We start from the raw sequence: 21,127 nt of genomic DNA on the forward strand, positions 1-21,127 counted from the left end.
TCGACGGAAACCAACCTCAGTCGGCACCTCAAACCCAAGTCCGTTCCTGTTCCCCTCATCGCTGAAGGGACATTTTCAGAGCATGTTCTTAAGATACGTGGACGAGGCTGATTGCCTTTGTTGCGATCCAGATCGCAATGTCGGCACCGCCGCCCGCGTATCCCTTCTCGAATTCCGTTCACTTGTCCAAGAGCCTGGCGCCGCTCGCGGCGCCGGACGACCGAGCCGGCATCAGCCGGCGCTTCGTCGTCGCTTCATCGTGCGGCGTTCACCGCGTCGATGGCCAAACATCTAATCGCTCATCGCGTCGCCGTCAAGTATCTTTTTTCGTCATCGTTCGTTTTTTCAAATCAACGTCGGCGCTTCGGATATGACATGGGCCATTCTATGGCTATTTGCGGTGAAACCACGAGCTATATGTGATCTATTCAGATCGCCGTTAACCCACGATACCCGCAACAAAGCCCACATTACTGGCCGATGCAGCGTTAGATGTTTTCACTTTTCAGAGAGCCATGTCGCCTTTACTTGCGACACCCAACCCGCTGTTCGATTGCTGGGCAACCGTCCCTGGGGTCAGGGCGGCGGGTTATAGGGGAAGGCCCGGGGGCTGTAAAGCGCTTTCTTCACCCTTTTCGCTTCCCCGCCGCTGAAGGCTGCCCTGAGCGAATTCGGCATGTCGCCGGCTTGAATTAGCTGGGCGACCGCCAGGGGCGGATGCTGATCCCGCGTCGGCGCGCGACTATGGCCCGCCTCACGCGCTCTGCTTCTTGGCGCCGAAGGTCGGGTTTTCCGACAGGTCGCCTTCATGCGGCACCACGTCCAGGATTTCATAGCCCTGGGCGGCGGGGAAACGCAGCTGTGCCTTGCGCCGGGCGCGCGTGAGGTCGCTGGCGAAGAAGAAGTAGTAGCGCCCCTCCTCCCACAGCTTCACCACCCGGGTGGGCTCCATGGGCAGGCCCTCGGTGCGGCGGATCAGGACGATCCAGCCGGTTTCCTGCAGGCCGCGCCGCTCATCCGTCACCAGGATGCGGCGGTCCACCGATTCCAGGCTGTTGACCTGGTCGGTCAGCCCTTTCACATGACTGGTCAGTTCGGCCGATTCCACACCGTCAGCGGCGCTGGTCAGGCGTTGGGACAGGCTTTCCCGTGCCAGGGTACGCACCTGCTGACTCAGCACGAAGCGCCGGCGCTGCAGATCCTTGATGTTGCGGCGGGTGCGCTTGATCTGGCGCTGCGCCTTCTGGAAGGCGGGCTTCACGCCGATCAGGACGATCATCACGCCCAGAACGATGCCGAACCAGTTCACGGCGCCGCCTCCAGCGTCATGGTGGCCGGGTCGGTCAGCGCCACGTCGGTGGGCAAGGATTGGGCATGGGTGATCTTGAAGCCCAAGGTCCGGGGAAAGGCACGCTCAAACTCCGCCCGCGCCTCCTCCATATTGGTGGCCCAGACATGAACCGGCACCGGCCGCGCCCAGCTGCTGTCGAAAAAGGCGTGCCGTTCCCCCCGTTTGACCTGGTGGGAAACGGAGCTGTTCATGACCAGGAATTCGAAGGGGCGGTTGGGCAGCAGCTCATGCCCCAGGATGCGCACGAAACGGTGGGGCGACGCCTCCAGCTCCCGCACCTTTTTCTTGAGCTGGGCTTCCTGGCGCTGGGTGGAAAACAGGACGGTGGCGGCCCCGGCCGCCGTGGACTTGCGCGCCTCCACCCGGTCCGACAGCCCGCTGGCGATCCGGGCGTAGCGGGCCAGGCGCTGGCGCAGGCCGCTGACATCGGCCGTATGCTCCAGCACCATGCTATAGACATGGGCGACCAGGGACACGACCACGCTTATTCCGGCGGTGGCCAGAAAAACGAAAAGCCCGAACTCCAATATGGCGATAACGCCCTCGCCCACCCCAACGCCCCCTGGCGATGTTCTCAACGCCCAATACTGTAAATTATCCGGTGGCGGCGGCAAGCGATTATTTGAACCGGCCACTATAGTTAACGGCCGGTTCACGCGACTACATGAACAACGCTTCCTTTTCCAATCCCTTGTATAGTCCGGCGACCTGGGCACCATAGCCGTTGAATATCTGCGTAGGCACCGACTCGTTGCTGCCCAGCAAACGCTCATGCGCCTGGGACCAGCGGGGGTGGGGCACGGCCGGATTGACGTTGGCCCAGAAGCCGTATTCGTCGGCGTTCAGCAGGGCCCAGAAGGTCTTGGGTTTCTTGTCGGTGAAGCTGATTCGCACGATGGACTTCACCGACTTGAAGCCATACTTCCACGGCAGGGTGAGGCGCAGCGGCGCGCCATTCTGGCCCTGCAAGGGCTTGCCGTAGAGGCCGGTGGAGATGAAGGCCAGGTCGTTCGTCGCCTCGGCCATCGTCAGGCCCTCGACATAGGGCCAGGGATAGAAGGGCTGGCGCAAGCCGGGGGCGGCGTAGGTGTCGCGACCGAAGGTCTGCAGTTCCACATAGGTCGCCGAGGACAGCGGCTTGGCGAAAGCCACCAGCTTGGCCAGCGGGAAGCCCATCCACGGCACGGCCATGGCCCAGGCCTCGACGCAACGGTGCCGGTAAAGGCGCTCCTCCACCGGCATGGCCTTCAGCAGGTCGTCGATGCCCAGGGTCAGGGGCTTTTCCACCATGCCGTCGATCCGCAGGGTCCAGGGACGCAGCGGCATCTTCTGCGCCGCCGTCACCACATCCTTCGACGTGCCGAACTCATAGAAATTGTTGTAGCTGGTGGCGGCGGCCTCCGGCGTCACCGGCCGGTCCAGCGTATAGGCGGGATTGCGTACCGGGGCGTCGGCCGCCCGCGCGACCCCACCGCCCCCCAGGGCCAGGCCGCCGGCAATGGCGCCGGCACCGGCCATGAGCGCACGGCGGTTGATGTAGACCGATTCCGGCGTCGCCGCCGACTCCGGCAATTCCCAGTCACGCTTGGTCCTGATCAGCATGATGCCGTTTCCTCGTTTCCGTCGCGCTGGGCGATGTCCGCCCGTTCCGGCGCACCTTATAAAGAGGGGACGGCCGTGGCCATATCAAGGACCCAGCCGGCTATGGATTCGATAGCCGGGCGCGGCATCGGCCCGGCCCGCCGCCGAATCGGCCCTGGGACTCGCTTTTCACTCGACAGCCGGGCGGGGCGGGTGTGTCATCATGCCTCGGGAGGAAGCGGGTGCCCGGACTGGATCCGGCCGCCGTTCCCCGGGCGCCTACAACGTTCCTGTCAGCAACGTTTCCATCGCCAGCATCTCGTCACCGCCTTCGCGTACCATGGCGCCCCCGGCTCGGCATGACCGCCCAGCACCAGGCCCCGGACAACGAGATCCGGAGGCTAAGGATGAGCAACGGCACAAGAACGGCGCCGCGGTGCGCGGCCTTGGTAGGACCCTACCTCAGCGGCAAGACCACCCTGTTGGAAAGCCTGTTGATGGCCACGGGCCAGATCGCCCGCAAGGGCAGCGTGCAGGACGGCACCTGCGCCGGCGACGCCAGCGCCGAGGCCCGCGCACGCCGCATGAGCACGGAAGTCAGCGTCCACACCTGCGCGTATCTGGGTGACCCCTGGCACATCCTGGACTGTCCGGGTTCCATCGAGCTGGCGGGCGATACCGCCCGCGCCCTGATGGTGGCCGACGTGGCCGTGGTGGTGTGCGAGCCGGTGCCGGACAAGGCCGCCATGCTGGCCCCCCTGCTGCGCTTCCTCGATGAGAACGCCATCCCCCACCTGCTGTTCGTGAACAAAGTGGACCAGTTGGGCAGCGGCGACGTGCGCGTGGCCGATTTGATGACGGCGCTGGAGGGCGTGTCGCAGCGGCCCCTGGTGCTGCGTCAGGTGCCCATCCGCCAGGGGCGGGCCGTCACCGGCTATATCGACCTGGTGAGCGAGCGCGCCTACCGCTATTGCGCCGGCGCCAAGTCCGAAACGGTGCCCATGCCGGACGCCGTACTGTCGCGGGAGCGGGCCGCGCGCCAGGATTTGCTGGAGGCCCTGGCCGATTTCGACGACGCCCTGCTGGAGCAGTTGCTGGACGACGTGTCGCCGCCCCGGGCCGATGTCTACCGCCAGCTCAGCCGCAACCTGGCCGACGATCTGATTGTCCCTGTTTTCCTGGGCTCCGCCCAGAACGACCACGGCGTGCGCCGCTTGCTGAAGGCCCTGCGGCATGAGGCGCCACCGGTGGGCATGACCGCACGGCGGCTGGGATTGGAAGGGCCAGGGGGGACGGGATCCGTGCTGGTGCAGCCCTTCCGCATCCACCATGCCCCGCACAGCGGCCGCCTGGCCTATTGCCGCGTCTGGCAGGGAGAGGTGACGGACGGCCAAGCCCTGGGCCCCGACCGGGTGGGCGGCATCTTCGCCCTGGGCGGCGCCACCCCCACCAAGATCACCGGCGCCGGACCAGGGGCAGTGGTGGCGTTGGCCAAGCTGGAGCATGCCCAGCCCGGCGCGCTGCTGTCCGCCAGGGGTGAGGCGGGCACGCCCCCGTCCTGGCCGGCAGTGGCGGAACCAGTGCACGCCCTGGCTGTGCGGGCCGAACAGCGGGCCGATGAGGTCAAGCTGACCGGTGCCCTGGCCAAGCTGCTGGATGAGGATCCGGATTTGCACCTGGCGATGGAGGACGGGGAGATGGTGTTGTCCGGCCAGGGCACGGTGCATCTGGGCATCGCGCTGGACCGGCTGCGCGGCCGCTTCGGCCTGGCCGTCACCGGGCGGCCGCCGGCCGTGCCCTATCGCGAGAGCATCCGGCGCACGGTGGCAGAGCATGCCCGCTTCAAACGCCAGTCCGGCGGCCATGGGCAGTTCGCCGACGTGCACCTGACCGTGACGCCCCTGGCCCGCGGCGAGGGCTTCCGCTTCGAGGACAAGGTGGTGGGCGGCGCCATCCCCCGCTCCTTCATCCCGGCGGTGGAGGATGGGGCGCGGGAGGCCTTGAGCAGTGGCCCCCTGGGCTTCCCCGTCGTGGACGTGTCCGTCACCCTGACCGGCGGCCAATTCCACGCCGTGGACAGCAGCGAGCAGGCCTTCCGCACCGCCGGCCGCATGGCGGTGCAGGAGGCCTTGGCCAAGGCGGAACCCGTGCTGCTGGAACCCGTGCTGCTGGTCACGGTCCGCACGCCCACCGAGTTCACGGCCAAGGCGCAACGGCTGCTGAGCGGCCGGCGGGGGCAGATCCTAGGCTTCGACGTGCGGCCGGGCTGGACCGGCTGGGATCAGGTGACGGCCTACGTGCCCCAGGCGGACATGGACGACTTCATCGTCGAGCTGCGGTCCCTGACCCTGGGCCTGGGCGGCTATACCGCCCGCTTCCACCACCTGGCGGACCTGATGGGCCGCCTGGCCGACCGCGTGGTGGAAGGGCATCAGGCCGGATATGCCGCGCAATGAGGAAAGAAAGGCGCTATGGTTAGCGATCGATAACTTGAACACAGGGAGGGGCCGATGGCGGACACGGTGTTCGAGCGCCAGATGGCCATGTATACGACCTACCATCGCGACAGCCGCAACAAGGCCACCCACGCCGTAGGCATACCGGTGATCGTCTTCTCCGTGGTGCTGGCCTGTAGCCTGGTGCGCCTGGGTGAGGTGGCAGGCCTGGGGACGGTGACCTTGGGCCTCGCCCTGTCGGCTGTGGTCTGGGCGCTGTGGATCGCCCTGAACCGCCCCGTGGGCTTGGCGCTGGGCCTTCTGGTGGTGCCATCGGTGCTGCTGTCGGCCTGGCTGGTGGCGCGGCTGTCCGTCGGCGCCGTACAGGGGCTGGCCGGCGGCCTGTTCGTTGGCGGCTGGGTGCTGCAGCTGCTGGGCCACGTCTATGAGGGCCGCAAGCCGGCCCTGGTGGACAATCTGTTCCAGGCCCTCATCGGCCCCATGTTCGTCGCGACGGAGGCCCTGGTCGCCCTGAGCCTGGCCCCCGCCGGCCTGCATGAGCGCATCGAACGCCAGGCGGCGCTGAAGTCCTGATCCCTCAACGCAAAAGGCGGCCCCGCGAGGCCGCCTTTCCCATGTATACCGATGAGGGGCCGGTCAGCCTTCCAGCATGGCGCGCAGCATCCAGGCGGTCTTCTCATGCACCTGCAGCCGCTGGGTCAGCAGGTCGCAGGTCGGCTCGTCACTGGCGCTCTCCGCCACGGGGAAGATGGAGCGGGCGGTGCGGGCCACCGCCTCCTGCCCCTCGACCAGTTGCTGGATCATCTCTTCCGCCTTGGGCACGCCCCGCTCTTCCCGGATGACGGTCAGCTCGGCGAACTGGGCATAGGAACCCGGGGCCGGAAAGCCCAGGGCGCGGATGCGTTCCGCGATGTCATCCACCGCCACCGACAGCTCGGTGTACTGGGTCATGAACATGGTGTGCAGGGTGTTGAACATCGGCCCGGTAACGTTCCAATGGAAGTTATGGGTCTTCAGATACAGCGTGTAGGTATCGGCCAGCAGGCGGCTGAGCCCCTCGGCGATGGCCTTGCGGTCCTGTTCGGAGATGCCGATGTCGATAGCCATTCTTGTTTCCTTCCGTTCTCTGGTCTGCCGGTCAAGGTAACCCCTAGGACAGTGGCCGGCAAGAGAATTTAGAATCGTTCTAAATCTGTCGCCACACTGTTCCCTCCCCGCTTCCCCTCCCGGAGGGCCGGGATGCCGAGGCGGTTTGTCACCCCCGATGGACTTTTCCGGCACCTGTGCTTAGGGAAAATGTCCGCGGATCGGCGCGCGGATTGTGGCACACTTGCGCGTCGAAAAAACAACATGCCTTCGAGGGGCGCTTTATGGGTTTCGCCGGCGGCATCGATCACGGTCGCGCGATGATGAAGACCGGCCAGCGGGTCGGCACCGCTCTGGGTTCCTGTCTGGCGGCCTATCTGGCGCTGGCCCCCGTGGTGCGCGCGGACGCCGCCGACCTGACGGTCACAGTGGTCGACGGTGCCGGCCATCCCGTCGCCGACGCAGTGGTCACCGCCACGCCGGACGGCCCCGCCCTGCCACCCGCCACCCCGCCGTCGCCACTGATTGTGGACCAGATCGACGAGGCTTTCGTGCCCTATGTCATGGTGGTGCCCAAGGGCGGCACGGTCACCTTCCGCAACAGCGACCTGACCCGCCACCACGTCTATTCCTATTCCGAGGCCGCGAAGTTCGAGTTCGTGCTGTCGCCCGGGCAGACCGGCCAGCGCAAGTTCGACCAGGCCGGCATCGTGGCGCTGGGCTGCAACATCCATGACCATATGATCGCCCACCTGTATGTGACGGCCGCCCCCTTCGCCGCCGTCACGGGCAAGGACGGCAAGGCCGTGCTGGGCGGGCTGCCCGCCGCGGGCGTCACCGTGGCCGCCTGGCAGCCGCGCCTGAAGCCCGGCGGCACGCCGCCGCAGCAGACCATGGCCGCCGCGGCGCTGGGCACCCCCGTCACCCTGACACTGCCCGCCCTGTTGCCCGACACCCGGCAGGGCATCGACCCTGAACGCGGCGGCTACTAAAAAACGACAGGACGCGCCCCCGTGGCTCTCGGCTTTAGAAATCGACTGGTGTTGTTCCTGGTCGCCAGCCTGGCCGTCGTGCAGCTGGGCACCATGGTTATCCTGTACGGCGTGGCGCGCTCGGCCCTGATCGACACCGGCAAGCAGCAGCTGGTGACCAGCGCCCAGTCCTTCTCGCGCCATCTGGACACCCTGGCCGGCCATCTAGCGGAAGACGCCAAGATCATGTCGCTGGACTACGCACTGCGCCAGTCCATCGCCGCGCATGACAGCGGGACGGCCATCAGCGCCTTGCGCAACTTCGGCCGGCGCGTGGGCGCCAGCCGGATGCTGCTGATCGACCTGGACGGCACCATCGCCGCCGACACCGCCCGCCCGCGCGAACTGACCGGCCTGGGCCGCTTCGCCTTCCCCGACCTGCTGCCGCTGGCGGGCGAGTCCGGCCGGGCGGCGGCGTCCGGCGTGGTGGATGGCGTGCCCTACCGCCTGGTGGTGGTGCCGGTGCTGCTGCCCGATCCCATCGCCTGGATCTGCATCCTGGTGCGGGTGGACGACCGCTTCGCGGAGGAGCTGCGCGCCCTGTCCCCCCTGCGCAAGGACATCGCCCTGGCCGGCCAGACGGCGCCGGACGCGCCCTGGTCCGTGGTGGCCTCAGCCGGCGACCCCATGGACCCGCTGGCCGGCATCGCCGCCCCGGGGCAGCTGGCGGCGGCCGAGCCGCAGCTGCTGACCAAGCACGGCGCCGAATACCTGGTGCTGACCACGCCCATTCCCACCGCGCCGGGCAGCCTGCCCATGATGGCCGTGTTGCAATACCCGCTGGACGAGGCGCTGGCCCCCTATCGCAAGATCATGCTGTACATGGGCGCGCTGATGGCCGGCGGCTTGGTGGCGGCGCTGATCGGCATCGGCCTGATCGCGCGCGGCGTCACCCGCCCGGTGACGGCCCTGGCCGCCGTGGCCCGGCGCATCGCCGACGGCGACTACACCCCCCTGCCGCCCGTGCGCACCAGCGATGAGATCGGGCAGCTGACCACGGCCCTGGACGACATGGCCCAGGCCATCGCCGACCGTGAGGAGCACATTCGCCACCAGTCGCTGCATGACGCCGTCACCGGCCTGCCCAACCGCCTGAATTTGGAGGAACAGGTGGACCAGGCCATCGACCAGGGCCACGGCGTGGCCCTGCTGCTGCTGGGACTGGACCGCCTGCGCGAGGTAACCAACACCCTGGGCCACGACCTGGCGGACCGCGTCGCCCGCGATGCCGGCGACCGCCTGGCCCGCGCCCTGGCCGCCAACGGCGCCGGCGACGCGGTGATCGCCCGGGTATCGGAACACGGCTTCGCCATCCTGCTGGTGGATCGCGCCGCCGCCGCCGCCCAGGCGCTGGCCCCCGCCCTGGTGGCCGCCTTCGACGCGCCCTACACCGAAGCGCCCTATGGCGAAGCGCCCTATGGCGAAGCGGAGGTGACCGTGGACCTGGCGGCCGGCGTGGGCATCGCCGTCTACCCCGACCCCACCCCGGGCGCGCCGCCGTCCGACACCGCCAGCATCCTGCTGCGCCACGCCGACGTGGCGATGCTGAACGCCCGCGCGGCCGAGCCTTACGTCCGCCTCTACGACCATGCCGCTGATCCGCATCGGCCGGAACGGCTGTCGCTGATGGGCGATTTGAAGATCGCCATCGAGCAGGACGCCCTGGAACTGGCCTACCAACCCAAGCTGGAACCGCAGACCGGCCGCGTGGTGGGGGCGGAGGCGCTGGTGCGCTGGACCCATCCCCGCCGCGGCTTCGTCCCGCCAGACAGCTTCATCCCCCTGGCGGAGGAGACGGGCGCCATCCGCCACCTGACTCGCTGGGGCCTGCGCCGCGCCCTGCGCCAATCCGCTACCTGGGCGGCGGCGGGCCATGATTTGCGCATGTCGGTCAACCTGTCGGTCCGCGACCTGGGCGACGCCAGCCTGCCGGACCGCATCGACGCCCTGCTGGCGGAGACCGGCCTGAAGCCGGACCGGCTGATGCTGGAGATCACCGAAAGCGCCATCATGGGCGAGCCGGAGGCGGCCATCGCGATGCTGCGCCGCCTGGCCGACCGGGGGGTGGAACTGTCCATCGATGATTTCGGCGTGGGCCAGTCGTCCTTCGCCTATCTGCGCCGCCTGCCGGTGCGGGAGATCAAGATCGACCGCTCCTTCGTCAAGGCCTTGGATGAGACGGTAGAGGACCAGGCTATCGTCCGCTCCATCATCGAACTGGGTCACAACCTGGGCTACAAGGTCACGGCGGAGGGGGTGGAGAATGCCGGCAGCCTGGCCCTGCTGGCGGAGATGGGGTGCGACTTGGCCCAGGGCTATTACATCGCCCGCCCCCTCATGCCCGGCGCCTTTAACGATTTCCTGGCCAGCCACGCCGCAGGGGAGATTCCCTGGCAGGCCACCCTGCGGGAGGCGCACGCATGAGACACCGCGTCCGCGTGTGGCCTTTCCTTTCGGCCGCCGGCGCGATGCTGCTGGCCGGCGGTTCCGCCTTGGTGCCTTCCGCTCAAGCAGCGGACGGCTTTCCGGATATCGAGTTCCACGGCCTGCTGGACGCGCGGGTGGTGCGGACCCCTGACGACCGCAGCACCTTCGACGGCGGCCTGGGCAAGCTGCGCACCGGCGGGGACCCGGGATCGCGCACCACCACGCTGGAAGAGGCGTCGCTGACGGCGACCGCCCACCTGATCCCTGGCCTGGACATCTACACCCATGTGCGGGCGGAGGGGGAACAGCGCACGGCGGTGGACATCATCGAGGCCTATGTCCGCTGGCGCCCGGCCCCCACCGGACCCCTGTCCTGGCAGGTGAAGGCCGGCGCCTTCTTCCCGCCCATCTCCCTGGAAAACGACGGCATCGCCTGGACCAGCCGCTACACCCTGACGCCCAGCGCCATCAACAGCTGGGTTGGGGAGGAACTGCGCACCGAAGGGTCGGAGGTCACGCTCACCTGGCGGCCGGACGGACCGGGCGGCAGCCGTTTCGACCTGATCGGCGCCGTCTTCGCCGGCAATGACGGCACGGGCGAGATGCTGGACTATCGCGGCTGGGCCTTGATCGAGCGGCCGGCCGGCCTGCTGGACAAGCTGCGCCTGCCGGACGAGGTGCCCAAGCACCAGCACCGCAGCGCGCCCGCCAGCTTCCAGCCCTTCGCGGAGATCGACCACCAGCCGGGCTTCTATGTCGGCGGGCGCTGGACGGACCCGCTGGGGGGCGAGCTGTCCTACCTGCATTGGGACAACCGGGGCGATCCCAGCGTCACCAACGGCAAGGGCTACGCCTGGGACACCGACTTCGACAGCGTCGGCTACAAGATCATGCCGGCACGGGGTCTGACCCTGCTGGCCCAGGCCATGCGCGGGGGCACCAGCATCTACCCCACCGCCGCCAGCGAGAGCGACGGCCGTTTCCAGGCGCTGTACCTGCTGGCCAGCCAGGAATGGGGCCGCTTCCGCCTCAGCGGGCGCTTCGACGCCTTCGGCACGCATGAGGATACGCCCGTCACCACCCGCCCCCATTTCGATGAGCACGGCAAGGCCTATACCGCCGCCCTCTCCTACCGGCCGCTGGCCTGGATGCGCTGGACCCTGGAGGGCGTGCACGTCGACAGCCGGCGGCAGCAGCGCCTGAACGTCGGCCTGCCCATCGAGGCGCACGAGAACCAGGCGCAGTTGGGCGTCCGCCTGTTCTTCTGACGCCCCACCCCCGGCATCAGGCGGTGAAGGCGGGTTCGGCCAGGCGCAACGCGTGGGTACGCACGTCGGAGGGCCAGCCCTGGCTGTGCGTCTCCAGCCCGGCACGGTCGCCGGCGAACAGGGCCCGCGCCGCTTCCTCGAAGCCAGCCAGGTCGCCGGCCATGGTGGACATGAAACGGTAGGCCGCCTCCCGCGCTTGGCGCACGCGGTCCGCCCCCTCATTGGCGTGACGGGCGGCGTCCACCAGCTTGCGTAGGGCGACGGAGGCCCCGCCCGGCTGGTCGTTCAGCCACTCCCAATGGCGGGGCAGCAGCGTGACCTCGCGCGCCACCACGCCCAGCTTGGGCCGGCCGGGACGCGGCGGGGCCGGCGGCGGGGGCACCAGATCGGCCGGGAACGCCGGCGCCAGGCGGCCGCGCACGGCCTTCACAGGCCCGCGCAGGTCCACGTCCACCGCGCGCCCCGTCGCCTCATTGAAGATGAAGATCAAACCCTCGTCGCCCGCGTCCTGCGCCGCCTTGGCCGCCAGCGCCGCCTCCACCAGCGCGCCGGTGGCAAGAAAGCGGGTGCCGGCGAAGGCGGTGCAGCGCATATCCGGGTCCAGGCCCATCGCATCCTCCATAATCAGGAACGACGCGATACCTAGGCCCGAAACCGCCCCAAGTCAATATTACCCGGGTAAATTTAATTACGGCCCCTTGCGCCGCCGTCCCCCGGGCTTGCTGCCAGCCGGGCGGCCGGCGGGGATGGGCGCCTTGATGTTGGACTTCTCGCCCACCGCACCGGCGCGACTTTTTTCTCCCATCGCGCTGGCCCGGAGAGGCGTGGCGCCAGGGTCCAGGCCCAGATCGATGCTCTCCAGCCGGCGGATCTCGTCGCGGATGCGGGCGGCCTCCTCGAACTCCAGGTCGGCGGCGGCGGTGCGCATCTTCTTTTCCAGATCGGCGATGGCGGCCTTGAGGTTGTGGCCCACCAGGCTGCCCTCTTCGGCGAAGCCGGTGTTCACGTTCACCCGGTCGCCCCGCTCATAGACCGAGTTCAGCACGTCGGCGATCTGCTTCTTCACCGATTCAGGGGTGATGCCGTGGGCCTCGTTATAGACCCGCTGCTTCTCCCGGCGGCGGCTGGTTTCCTCCAGCGCCGCCGCCATGCTGTTGGTGATCTTGTCAGCATACAGGATGGCGCGGCCCTCGACGTTGCGCGCCGCGCGGCCGATGGTCTGGATCAGCGAGGTGCGGGAGCGCAGATAGCCTTCCTTGTCCGCGTCCAGGATGGCGACCAGGCCGCACTCCGGAATATCCAGGCCCTCGCGCAGCAGGTTGATGCCGATCAGCACGTCGAAGGCGCCCAGGCGCAGGTCGCGGATGATCTCGATGCGCTCCAACGTTTCGACGTCGGAATGAATGTAGCGGACCTTGATCCCGGCCTCGTGCATGTAGTCGGTCAGGGCCTCCGCCATCTTCTTGGTCAAGGTGGTGACCAGGACGCGCTGGCCCTTGGCGATGCACTCGCGGCACTCCGCCATCACGTCGTCCACCTGGGTCTCGGTGGGGCGGATGATGACCTGGGGATCGATCAGGCCGGTGGGGCGCACCACCTGTTCCACGAAGACGCCGCCGGTCCGTTCCATCTCCCACGGGCCGGGGGTGGCGGAGACGAAGACGGACTGGGGCCGCATGGCGTCCCATTCCTCGAACTTCAGGGGGCGGTTGTCGATACAGGCCGGCAGGCGGAAGCCGTAGTCCGACAGGGTCGATTTGCGCATGTAGTCGCCCTTATACATGCCGCCCACCTGGGGCACCATGACGTGGCTTTCGTCCACGATCAGCAGGGCGTCCTGCGGCAGGTATTCGAACAGGGTGGGCGGCGGCTCGCCCGGGGCGCGGCCCGACAGGTAGCGGGAATAGTTCTCGATACCGGCGCAGGAGCCGGTGGCCACCATCATCTCGATATCGAAGGTCGTGCGCTGCTCCAGCCGCTGGGCCTCCAGCAGCTTGCCCTGGGCGCTGAACTCCTCCAGCCGCAGCTTCAGGTCGCGCTTCATCTGCTCCACCGCCTGCAGCAGGGTGGGCTTGGGCGTGACGTAGTGGCTGTTGGCGTAGATGCGCACCTCTTTCAGGCTGGCGATCTTCTCGCCCGTCAGGGGGTCGATCTCCTGGATCGCCTCCAGTTCATCCCCGAACAGGGAGAAGCGCCAGGCGCGATCCTCCATGTGGGCGGGGAACAGCTCGATGGTGTCGCCGCGCACGCGGAAGGAACCGCGGGCGAAGCCGACGTCGTTGCGCCGGTATTGCAGTTCCACCAGCCGCTGCAGGAAATGGGTGCGGTTCAGCACGTGCCCCACCTTCACCGGCAGGGTCATTTCCGAATAGGTCTCGACCGAGCCGATACCGTAGATGCACGACACCGAGGCGACGATGATGCAGTCGCGCCGTTCCAGCAGCGACCGCGTGGCCGAGTGGCGCATGCGGTCGATCTGCTCGTTGATCGAGCTTTCCTTCTCGATATAGGTGTCGGTGCGCGGGACGTAGGCCTCGGGCTGGTAATAATCGTAATAGCTGACGAAGTACTCCACCGCGTTATCGGGGAAGAAGCTCTTCATCTCGCCATACAGCTGGGCCGCCAGCGTCTTGTTGGGCGCCAGGATCAGGGTGGGGCGCTGCAGCCGTTCGATGACGTGTGCCATGGTGAAGGTCTTGCCGGAGCCGGTCACGCCCAGCAGCACCTGGTCGCGCTCCCCCGCGTGGATCCCCTCCAGCAATTCCTTGATGGCCTGCGGCTGGTCGCCGGCCGGCTGGAATTCAGACTGGATGCGCAGGGGGACGCCGTCCATGGCCGGCGGCAGGGCGCTTCCCCGCGGCATGGTCATGGGCAACGGCAGGTTGGGTTCAATCGTATGGGCATCGTGCGGCATGGCCTCAAGGTAGGCTGCGCCGCGCCACTTTTCCAGGCCGCTTGGCGGCTTTTGCGGGGGGCCGCCCTTTCGCGCCGCCTTCCTCGTCGCGCCCGGCGTTGCTGGCGCTGGCCCCGCTGCGGGCCAGTGCCTTGGACAGGGGCTCCCACGCCGACGCCATGGCCTCGCTCTCCGTCCCGTCCTCGCGCGCCATGGACTTCAGCGTGGCCAGGAAGTCACTGGCCAGGCAGGCGGTGCTGGGCACGCCGCTGGTGAACTCCGTCCCGTCGGGGAACACCACCAGCACGCGCAGGCGCACCATGGGGAAGCGCGCCTTCATGATGTGAATCAGCGGCTGGACCTGGACCACGGGGTTCACGAAGAAGCCGACCCGGCCGCTGGCCGCCAGGTAGCGCCACTGCCCCGCCTTGGTCTGGGCGCTGATGCGCCCGCCCATGTCGGCCGGCGCGCTCATCACCATCAGCACGCTGGCCGGCAGGCGGATCAGGTGATCGACGCGCAGCGCCTTGCCCTTCTTGTCCTGGATATAAATGCCGTGCACCACGGAATAGCCGGCGTCGTCCAGCGCCAGCTTGCGGCGGTAGGCCTCGGCGTTGTAGCGGCGGCGCGACAGGGCCCGGGTCTTGGGCCGCAGGGCCCACATCACCACCAGCATCAGCACGATGATGACGAGCGCCACCGTGCCGATGGTGACCATCTGGCTGACGCCCATGAGCTGGGGAGCCTGATCGCTGATATCTTGCGCCATGCCGGTTGATTACCCCATCCGCGCCCGGGCTGTCACCATGGCCACGCGCGCCGGCGCGCATCTTAATGTCGCGGGGCCCGCGTCGCGGCAGGCGCGGCATGCGCGGGCTGCGGTTGTGCCCATTTTTTGCCGGGCGTAAGGTCCGCCGCGGATTTTCCTTTCCCAACAAGGGTAGCCGTCATGTCGATCGTTGCCGAGCGTCTCGCCCGGATTAAACCGTCCCAGACCATCGCCGTTACCGCCAAGGCCCGCGCACTGAAGGCCGCCGGCCGCGATATCATCGGCCTGGGCGCCGGCGAGCCGGATTTCGACACGCCCGACAATATCAAGCAGGCCGCCATCCGCGCCATCCAGCAGGGGCAGACCAAGTACACCGATGTCGATGGCACGCCGGAACTGAAGCGCGCCGTCTGCCTGAAGTTCAAGCGCGAGAACGAGCTGGAGTACAAGCCGGAGCAGGTCAGCGTCGGCACCGGCGGCAAGCAGGTGATCTTCAACGCCATGATGGCCACCCTGTCGCCCGGCGATGAGGTCATCATCCCCGCCCCCTACTGGGTCAGCTATCCCGACATCGTGCTGATGGCCGAGGGCACCCCGGTGTTCGTGGAGTGCGGGGCCGAGAGCGGCTTCAAGATGCGGGCCGACCAGTTGGAGCGCGCCATCACCCCGCGCACCAAGTGGGTCATGCTGAACAGCCCGTCCAACCCGTCGGGTGCCGCCTACACCTATGAAGAGATGAAGGCCCTGACGGACGTGCTGGTGCGCCACCCGCACGTGTGGGTGTTCACCGACGACATGTATGAGCACCTGGTCTACGACGGCTTCACCTTCGTGACCCCGGCCCAGGTGGAGCCGGCCCTGTATGATCGCACCCTGACCGTCAACGGCGTGTCCAAGGCCTATGCCATGACCGGCTGGCGCATCGGCTACGGCGCCGGGCCTACGCAACTGATCAAGGCCATGGCCAACGTGCAGAGCCAATCCACCAGCAACCCCTCCTCCATCAGCCAGGCGGCGGCGGTGGAGGCCCTGGTGGGTCCGCAGGACTTCATCAAGGAACGCGCCGAGGTCTTCCGCCAGCGCCGCGACCTGGTGGTGTCGATGCTGAACCAGGCCACCGGCATTCATTGCCCGCGGCCCGAGGGCGCCTTCTACGTCTATCCGTCCTGCGCCGGCACCCTGGGCAAGACCACGCCCGCCGGCGCCGTGCTGAAGACGGACGAGGACTTCGTCACCTATCTGCTGGAATCGGAAGGGGTGGCCGTGGTCCAGGGCAGCGCCTTCGGCCTGGCCCCGCACTTCCGCATCAGCTACGCGACCTCGACCGAGGCGCTGGAGGAAGCCTGCCGCCGCATCCAGCGCGCGACCGCCGCGCTGCGCTGAGCTTCGGCTTTACAGTGTCCATGGCAACGGCCGCCCCATCCCCGGGGCGGCCGTTTTCGTTCGGGGCTTACTTGGGACTCCACCGCGGGCTGTCCGGTGATTCCGCCGGGGTGCGCAGGGGCTGGGCCAGGACGACGACCCAGATGTAGGCGTCGTTGGGGCCATTGGGCGCGGGGTTGGCCACGCGGGCCACGCCCACGTCGGTCATGCCCGGGGTGGCCAGGGCGCCGACGGTGGAGCCGGTGTCCTGCCAGATGGCCAGCGGTTGGCCGGGGTCACCCGACGCCCGCGCCTCCAGCGCGATGTCCTGCATGGGCACATAGAGCGAGTGGATCAGGCCCTGGCGCAGGTCCGGCGTCTCCGTCCCGCTGGCCAGCGCCATGGCCCGGGCGGCGGCGGCATCGTCCAGCACCGGCTGGCGGCTGAGCGCCGGCAGCCCGGCCTGGATGCGCGTCTTTTGCAGGAAGTCGACCAGTGTCTCCGCCGCCTGGCGGTCGGCGGCGTTCATCGTGACGGGCGTGCCGGCGGGCACGGCCGCCACCGCCTGGTTGAACAGCCCATCCACCGCACCACCCGACGCCAGTAGGGCGGTCGTGAGCATCAGGGTCTTCAGCACGCGCATGGGGTACTCCATTCTTATTTGTCGTGTTGGGCGAACCGCCGTCGGCGGGAATGGCAGCCATCGCCAATCGCAATCCAAACCCAGCTTAGGATGTGAGTGTGGCAGAAAATCGACCATGGGTGGCAAGGCATACTTGCGTATGAGCTTGGTTCGCCTTGGTGATTCTTTCTCGGCGTTCAAGCCCGCCCCAAGCCCGCCCCAGGAAATCCGTGGAAATAGGCGTACGGGGCGAGTTTTACACAACGGCCGAACGCGGTTGGCGGCCAACCCTGTCAATCCCTTTTTTGCCTATAATGAACTATTTGTTAGATATTGACAGATCCTGTTTCCATAAAAATCAATATGTTAGCGTTTTGTGCCTATTCTGTAGGCAAAATCCGGAAAGCCTTGCGGCGCCTGCGTCGGCGCACGCTATCAAAGGCTTTTCCGCAAACTTATCCACAGCTTCCGTGGACTACGGCGGCGTTTTCCCCACCCCCTCGAACAGGGGATGATTCGTTGCCGTTTACCCCGGAAGCGATAGGGGGTGACCGGACGTTTTCCAGGCAGGCCACCGCACAACCGGGGGAGCGCGAACGCGACGCGATGGCCATTGACCCGGGACCGCCAATGGGCAGAGTGTCCGCCCCATGGCCATGACCGACACCACCCCCGACACACCCGTTGAAACGCCCGAGGCCGCCCCCATAGAGACGGCGCCGGCCGAGGCGATGCCCGCCGAGGCGATGCCCAAGGTGCGCCGCCGCACCGTGGCCGATCTGAACCGGGGGGTGGAAACCATCAAGGCCTACCTGCGCACCCTGCCGGTGACGCCGGGCGTCTACCGCATGATGAACGAGGGCGGCGACGTCCTGTACGTGGGCAAGGCCCGCAACCTGAAGCGCCGGGTGGCCAACTACACCGTGCCGGCCAAGCTGCCCGTGCGGCTGCAGCGCATGGTGGCCGAGACGGTGACCATGGAGTTCGTCACGACCCATACCGAGGTCGAGGCGCTGCTGCTGGAATCCAACCTGATCAAGCGTCTGATGCCGCGGTACAACGTGCTGCTGCGCGACGACAAGACCTTCCCCCACATCATGATCACCCGGGACCATGACTACCCGGCCCTGATCAAGCACCGGGGCGCGCGCGACCGGGCCGGCGACTATTTCGGGCCCTTCGCCTCGGCCGGGGCGGTCAACCGCACCATCACCGCCCTGCAGCGCGCCTTCCTGCTGCGCAACTGCACCGACAGCGTGTTTTCCACCCGTACCCGCCCCTGCCTGCAGTTCCAGATCAAGCGCTGCACCGCCCCCTGCGTCGGCCGCGTCAACCGCGCCCAGTATGGCGAGCAGGTGGACGAGGCCGCCGCCTTCCTGGCGGGCAAGAGCCGCGACATCCAGACCCGCATGGCGAGCGCCATGATGGAGGCGGCGGAGGCGCTGGACTTCGAGACCGCCGCCAAGATGCGCGACCGTATCCGCGCGCTGACCGCCATCCAGGCCCACCAGGACATCAATGTCGAGGGCATGGAGGACGCGGACATCATCGCCGCCTACCAGGACGGCGGCAGCACCTGCATCCAGGTGTTCTTCTTCCGTGGCGGGCGCAACAACGGCAACCGCGCCTATTTCCCCAGCCACGACAAGAACCAGGGCACGGCGGAGGTGCTGTCCGCCTTCATCGCCCAGTTCTACGACAACCGCACCGCCCCCGGCCTGGTGCTGATCAGCGAGGACGCGGAGGAGCAGGAGCTGCTGGCCGAGGCCCTGACCCTGCGGGCGGGCCGCAAGGTGGAGCTGGCCGTGCCCAAGCGCGGCGACAAGAAGCGCCTGATGGACCATGCGCTGACCAACGCGCGCGAGGCCCACGGCCGCCGCCTGTCCGAGACGGGCAGCCAGGCCAAGCTGCTGGCCGGCGTGGCCGAGCTGTTCGGGCTGGAGGCGCCGCCCACCCGCATCGAGATTTACGACAACAGCCACATCCAGGGCGCCCACCCCATCGGCGGCATGGTGGTGGCGGGGCCGGACGGCTTCATCAAGAACGCCTACCGCAAGTTCAACATCCGCGACCCCAAAGCCGCCGGCGACGACTTCGCCATGATGCGCGAGGTGCTGACCCGTCGTTTCGAGCGCGCGCTGAAGGAGGATCCGGAGCGCACGGGCGACACCTGGCCCGACCTGCTGCTGATCGACGGCGGCGAGGGCCAGTTGGGCGTGGTGGTGGAGGTGCTGGCCGAACTGGGCCTGTCCGACATCGCCCTGGTGGGCATCGCCAAGGGCCCCGACCGCGACGCGGGGCGCGAGCGTTTCTTCATGCCGGGCCAGGCGCCCTTCGGCATGGACCCGCGCGACCCCGTGCTGTATTTCCTGCAGCGCCTGCGCGACGAGGCCCACCGCTGGGCCATCGGCAGCCATCGCCAGCGCCGGGAAAAGGCCATCAGCGCCAGCCCGCTGGACGAAGTAACGGGCATTGGACCCAAGCGCAAGAAGGCGCTGCTGCTGCATTTCGGCTCCGCCCAGGCCGTTTCGCGCGCAGGACTGGCTGACTTGCGCGCGGTGGACGGGATATCGGACGCCGTCGCCAAAATCATCTATGACCACTTCCATCCGGACGGCTAAACTCCACCGTCAAGACACCGCGCCAAACCGTGCCGCCTGTGATCGCCCCCGCCTGAAATCGCCGGACCGCTTCATGCTGACCAGCCTGCCCAACCTGTTGACCCTGTCGCGGATCGTGCTGATCCCCGTCATCCTGGCCCTGCTGTGGTTCCCGGCGACCTGGACGGCCTGGACGGCCGCCGGGCTGTTCGCCCTGGCCGCCATCACCGACTATTTCGACGGTTATCTGGCCCGGGCCTGGCACGAGGAATCCATCATCGGCCGCTTCCTGGACCCCATCGCCGACAAGCTTCTGGTGGCGGCGGTGCTGTTCCTGCTGGTGGCCGATCACAAGATCGTGGGCCATGCCGTGCTGCCCGCCGTGATCATCCTGCTGCGCGAGGTGGCGGTGTCAGGCCTGCGGGAGTTCCTGGCCGGCCTGCGCGTCGGCGTCCCCGTCTCGCGCCTGGCCAAGTGGAAGACGGCCATCCAGCTGATGGCCATCGGCTGGCTGATCGTGGGCGACCACGGGCCCGACTGGCTGTATGTTCGCCCCATCGGGGAGATCGGCCTGTGGGCCGCCGCCGTGCTGACCCTGATTACCGGCTGGGATTACCTGCGCGCCGGCCTGCGCCACATGCTGGCCCCGGCGGGCGCCCCCGCCCAGGTGGAGCCGGCGGCCAAGGCGCCGGCGGCCGCCCCCGTGCGCACGGGGGCCTGACCGCCATGCGCATCCTCTATTTCGCCTGGCTGCGCGCCAAGATCGGCACCGCGGAGGAAGAGGTGGCGCCGCCCGCCGGCGTGGCCACCACCGGCGACCTGATCACCTGGCTGCAAACCCGCGGGCCCCATTACGCCGACGCGCTGGCCAACCGCGCGGTGGTCAAGGTGGCGGTGAACCAGGACTACGTCGGCCTGGACCATCCCGTGGCGCCGGGGGACGAGGTCGCGCTGTTCCCACCGGTGACCGGGGGCTGACATGGCCATACGCGTCCAGGCGGAGGATTTCGACGTGGGCGCCGAACTGGCGGCCCTGACCGACGGCAACCCGTCCATCGGCGGCGTGGCCAGCTTCGTCGGGCTGGTGCGCGACATGTCCAAGGGCGATGGGGCGGGCGGCGACTCCGTCAGCGCCATGACCCTGGAGCACTATCCCGGCATGACGGAGCGGCAGTTGGCCGCCATCGAGGCGGAGGCGCGGGCCCGCTGGCCCCTGGACGGCGTGCTGATCATCCACCGCCACGGCCGCCTGCTACCCGGCGACCGCATCGTGCTGGCCGCCTGCGCCAGCGCCCACCGCGCCGCCGCGTTCGAGGCCTGCTGGTTCCTGATGGATTGGCTGAAGACCAAGGCGCCCTTCTGGAAACAGGAGGAGACGCCGGCCGGCGCCCGCTGGGTGGCCGCCAAGGAGGAGGACGACCAGGCGGCGGAGCGTTGGTACAAACGCGCGCCGTGATACCGGTCTCACCACCCCAAGCGCTTATAAAACCCCAAAAAATACCGGGAAATTTTTAGGCAACGAGTCGACCGAATCGTTTATGCCTGGTTCATATGCCGAATCTAATACCTCTTGGCTAGTCTCTGACTCGTTAACTAAACCTTTGGCCAAGACTTTGCTTTTAGTGCCACCGACGCTCACGGACCGGGACAAAGGTACGGGAATCCTGTAAAGTAGGGGATC

General features: G+C 67.8%; 18 protein-coding genes. 10 read left to right on the top strand and 8 right to left on the bottom strand.

From position 1 onward, the window contains the following. Window positions 1–754 precede the first annotated feature (754 nt). The 3 genes from FBZ89_RS18195 to msrP all read right to left on the bottom strand — a co-directional run bounded on the left by FBZ89_RS18195 (window position 755) and on the right by msrP (window position 2,953). A complete protein-coding gene (locus tag FBZ89_RS18195; RefSeq protein WP_145751305.1) occupies window positions 755–1,309 on the bottom strand; it encodes a hypothetical protein in 555 nt (184 codons plus the stop codon). Then, window positions 1,306–1,833, bottom strand: a complete 528-nt coding sequence (locus FBZ89_RS18200; protein ID WP_246138813.1) for a hypothetical protein — start codon at window positions 1,831–1,833, stop codon at window positions 1,306–1,308. The genes FBZ89_RS18195 and FBZ89_RS18200 overlap by 4 nt, the downstream gene beginning before the upstream one ends. A gap of 178 nt (window positions 1,834–2,011) precedes the next feature. Further along, window positions 2,012–2,953: a protein-methionine-sulfoxide reductase catalytic subunit MsrP gene (gene msrP, locus FBZ89_RS18205; protein WP_145751307.1), complete on the bottom strand. Its 942-nt coding sequence runs from the start codon at window positions 2,951–2,953 to the stop codon at window positions 2,012–2,014. A 386-nt stretch (window positions 2,954–3,339) separates the two neighbouring features. Here msrP and FBZ89_RS18210 point away from each other — a divergent pair, with 386 nt between their 5' ends. Both FBZ89_RS18210 and FBZ89_RS18215 read left to right on the top strand, forming a co-directional pair. Then, window positions 3,340–5,388 (top strand): elongation factor G, encoded by a 2,049-nt coding sequence (locus FBZ89_RS18210; RefSeq protein ID WP_145751308.1) that lies wholly within the window; start codon window positions 3,340–3,342, stop codon window positions 5,386–5,388. A gap of 54 nt (window positions 5,389–5,442) precedes the next feature. After that, on the top strand, window positions 5,443–5,961 hold the full coding sequence (locus FBZ89_RS18215) for an Mpo1 family 2-hydroxy fatty acid dioxygenase (RefSeq protein WP_145751309.1): 519 nt from the start codon (window positions 5,443–5,445) through the stop codon (window positions 5,959–5,961). 63 nt (window positions 5,962–6,024) lie between these two features. Here the strand turns inward: FBZ89_RS18215 and FBZ89_RS18220 are convergent, their stop codons facing one another. Further along, window positions 6,025–6,495 (bottom strand): Dps family protein, encoded by a 471-nt coding sequence (locus FBZ89_RS18220; protein WP_145613550.1) that lies wholly within the window; start codon window positions 6,493–6,495, stop codon window positions 6,025–6,027. A gap of 263 nt (window positions 6,496–6,758) precedes the next feature. Here FBZ89_RS18220 and FBZ89_RS18225 point away from each other — a divergent pair, with 263 nt between their 5' ends. Genes FBZ89_RS18225 through FBZ89_RS18235 form a run of 3 tightly spaced genes read left to right on the top strand, consistent with a single transcriptional unit; the run spans window position 6,759 to window position 11,200 of the window. Next, window positions 6,759–7,466: a hypothetical protein gene (locus FBZ89_RS18225; RefSeq protein ID WP_145751310.1), complete on the top strand. Its 708-nt coding sequence runs from the start codon at window positions 6,759–6,761 to the stop codon at window positions 7,464–7,466. A 48-nt stretch (window positions 7,467–7,514) separates the two neighbouring features. Further along, window positions 7,515–9,929, top strand: coding sequence for a putative bifunctional diguanylate cyclase/phosphodiesterase (locus FBZ89_RS18230; protein ID WP_145751311.1), 2,415 nt, complete (start codon window positions 7,515–7,517; stop codon window positions 9,927–9,929). Beyond that, complete coding sequence (locus FBZ89_RS18235) at window positions 9,926–11,200, top strand: hypothetical protein (protein WP_145751312.1); 1,275 nt, start codon at window positions 9,926–9,928, stop codon at window positions 11,198–11,200. The genes FBZ89_RS18230 and FBZ89_RS18235 overlap by 4 nt, the downstream gene beginning before the upstream one ends. A 16-nt stretch (window positions 11,201–11,216) precedes the next feature. On the opposite strand, the gene FBZ89_RS18240 is transcribed toward FBZ89_RS18235, so the two are convergent. The 3 genes from FBZ89_RS18240 to FBZ89_RS18250 form a co-directional block, all read right to left on the bottom strand. After that, window positions 11,217–11,810: a DUF2239 family protein gene (locus FBZ89_RS18240; protein ID WP_145751313.1), complete on the bottom strand. Its 594-nt coding sequence runs from the start codon at window positions 11,808–11,810 to the stop codon at window positions 11,217–11,219. A gap of 78 nt (window positions 11,811–11,888) precedes the next feature. Beyond that, on the bottom strand, window positions 11,889–14,069 hold the full coding sequence (uvrB, locus tag FBZ89_RS18245) for an excinuclease ABC subunit UvrB (protein WP_425465966.1): 2,181 nt from the start codon (window positions 14,067–14,069) through the stop codon (window positions 11,889–11,891). 49 nt (window positions 14,070–14,118) lie between these two features. Then, a complete protein-coding gene (locus FBZ89_RS18250; protein WP_145751315.1) occupies window positions 14,119–14,862 on the bottom strand; it encodes an NERD domain-containing protein in 744 nt (247 codons plus the stop codon). 180 nt (window positions 14,863–15,042) lie between these two features. Between FBZ89_RS18250 and FBZ89_RS18255 the strand changes: the two genes are divergently transcribed. Continuing rightward, window positions 15,043–16,245 carry a pyridoxal phosphate-dependent aminotransferase gene (locus FBZ89_RS18255; protein WP_145751316.1) on the top strand — a complete coding sequence of 401 codons (1,203 nt, stop codon included), beginning with the start codon at window positions 15,043–15,045 and terminating at the stop codon, window positions 16,243–16,245. A 67-nt stretch (window positions 16,246–16,312) separates the two neighbouring features. Here the strand turns inward: FBZ89_RS18255 and FBZ89_RS18260 are convergent, their stop codons facing one another. Further along, window positions 16,313–16,867 carry a hypothetical protein gene (locus FBZ89_RS18260; protein ID WP_145751317.1) on the bottom strand — a complete coding sequence of 185 codons (555 nt, stop codon included), beginning with the start codon at window positions 16,865–16,867 and terminating at the stop codon, window positions 16,313–16,315. A gap of 725 nt (window positions 16,868–17,592) precedes the next feature. Here FBZ89_RS18260 and uvrC point away from each other — a divergent pair. The 4 genes from uvrC (at window position 17,593) to FBZ89_RS18280 (ending at window position 20,902) form a co-directional block, all read left to right on the top strand. Further along, window positions 17,593–19,467, top strand: a complete 1,875-nt coding sequence (uvrC, locus tag FBZ89_RS18265) for an excinuclease ABC subunit UvrC (protein WP_145751448.1) — start codon at window positions 17,593–17,595, stop codon at window positions 19,465–19,467. Between the two features lie 73 nt (window positions 19,468–19,540). Then, window positions 19,541–20,167 carry a CDP-diacylglycerol--glycerol-3-phosphate 3-phosphatidyltransferase gene (gene pgsA / locus FBZ89_RS18270; RefSeq protein WP_145751318.1) on the top strand — a complete coding sequence of 209 codons (627 nt, stop codon included), beginning with the start codon at window positions 19,541–19,543 and terminating at the stop codon, window positions 20,165–20,167. A 5-nt stretch (window positions 20,168–20,172) separates the two neighbouring features. Then, window positions 20,173–20,424 (top strand): molybdopterin converting factor subunit 1, encoded by a 252-nt coding sequence (gene moaD, locus FBZ89_RS18275; RefSeq protein WP_145751319.1) that lies wholly within the window; start codon window positions 20,173–20,175, stop codon window positions 20,422–20,424. 1 nt (window position 20,425) lies between these two features. Continuing rightward, window positions 20,426–20,902, top strand: a complete 477-nt coding sequence (locus tag FBZ89_RS18280; protein ID WP_145751320.1) for a molybdenum cofactor biosynthesis protein MoaE — start codon at window positions 20,426–20,428, stop codon at window positions 20,900–20,902. Window positions 20,903–21,127 lie beyond the last annotated feature (225 nt).

Origin of the sequence: Nitrospirillum amazonense (assembly GCF_007828045.1) — a bacterium.
In the GTDB taxonomy this organism is placed as follows: domain Bacteria; phylum Pseudomonadota; class Alphaproteobacteria; order Azospirillales; family Azospirillaceae; genus Nitrospirillum; species Nitrospirillum amazonense_C.

Excerpts from the sequence above, each read along its gene's own strand:
- msrP (WP_145751307.1), bottom strand. The coding sequence starts at position 2,953 with ATGCTGATCAGGACCAAGCGTGACTGGGAATTGCCGGAGTCGGCGGCG.
- FBZ89_RS18210 (WP_145751308.1), top strand. The coding sequence starts at position 3,340 with ATGAGCAACGGCACAAGAACGGCGCCGCGGTGCGCGGCCTTGGTAGGA.
- FBZ89_RS18215 (WP_145751309.1), top strand. The coding sequence starts at position 5,443 with ATGGCGGACACGGTGTTCGAGCGCCAGATGGCCATGTATACGACCTAC.
- FBZ89_RS18220 (WP_145613550.1), bottom strand. The coding sequence starts at position 6,495 with ATGGCTATCGACATCGGCATCTCCGAACAGGACCGCAAGGCCATCGCC.
- FBZ89_RS18225 (WP_145751310.1), top strand. The coding sequence starts at position 6,759 with ATGGGTTTCGCCGGCGGCATCGATCACGGTCGCGCGATGATGAAGACC.
- FBZ89_RS18235 (WP_145751312.1), top strand. The coding sequence starts at position 9,926 with ATGAGACACCGCGTCCGCGTGTGGCCTTTCCTTTCGGCCGCCGGCGCG.
- FBZ89_RS18240 (WP_145751313.1), bottom strand. The coding sequence starts at position 11,810 with ATGGGCCTGGACCCGGATATGCGCTGCACCGCCTTCGCCGGCACCCGC.
- uvrB (WP_425465966.1), bottom strand. The coding sequence starts at position 14,069 with ATGACCATGCCGCGGGGAAGCGCCCTGCCGCCGGCCATGGACGGCGTC.
- FBZ89_RS18250 (WP_145751315.1), bottom strand. The coding sequence starts at position 14,862 with ATGGCGCAAGATATCAGCGATCAGGCTCCCCAGCTCATGGGCGTCAGC.
- FBZ89_RS18255 (WP_145751316.1), top strand. The coding sequence starts at position 15,043 with ATGTCGATCGTTGCCGAGCGTCTCGCCCGGATTAAACCGTCCCAGACC.
- FBZ89_RS18260 (WP_145751317.1), bottom strand. The coding sequence starts at position 16,867 with ATGCGCGTGCTGAAGACCCTGATGCTCACGACCGCCCTACTGGCGTCG.
- uvrC (WP_145751448.1), top strand. The coding sequence starts at position 17,593 with ATGCCCAAGGTGCGCCGCCGCACCGTGGCCGATCTGAACCGGGGGGTG.
- pgsA (WP_145751318.1), top strand. The coding sequence starts at position 19,541 with ATGCTGACCAGCCTGCCCAACCTGTTGACCCTGTCGCGGATCGTGCTG.
- moaD (WP_145751319.1), top strand. The coding sequence starts at position 20,173 with ATGCGCATCCTCTATTTCGCCTGGCTGCGCGCCAAGATCGGCACCGCG.
- FBZ89_RS18280 (WP_145751320.1), top strand. The coding sequence starts at position 20,426 with ATGGCCATACGCGTCCAGGCGGAGGATTTCGACGTGGGCGCCGAACTG.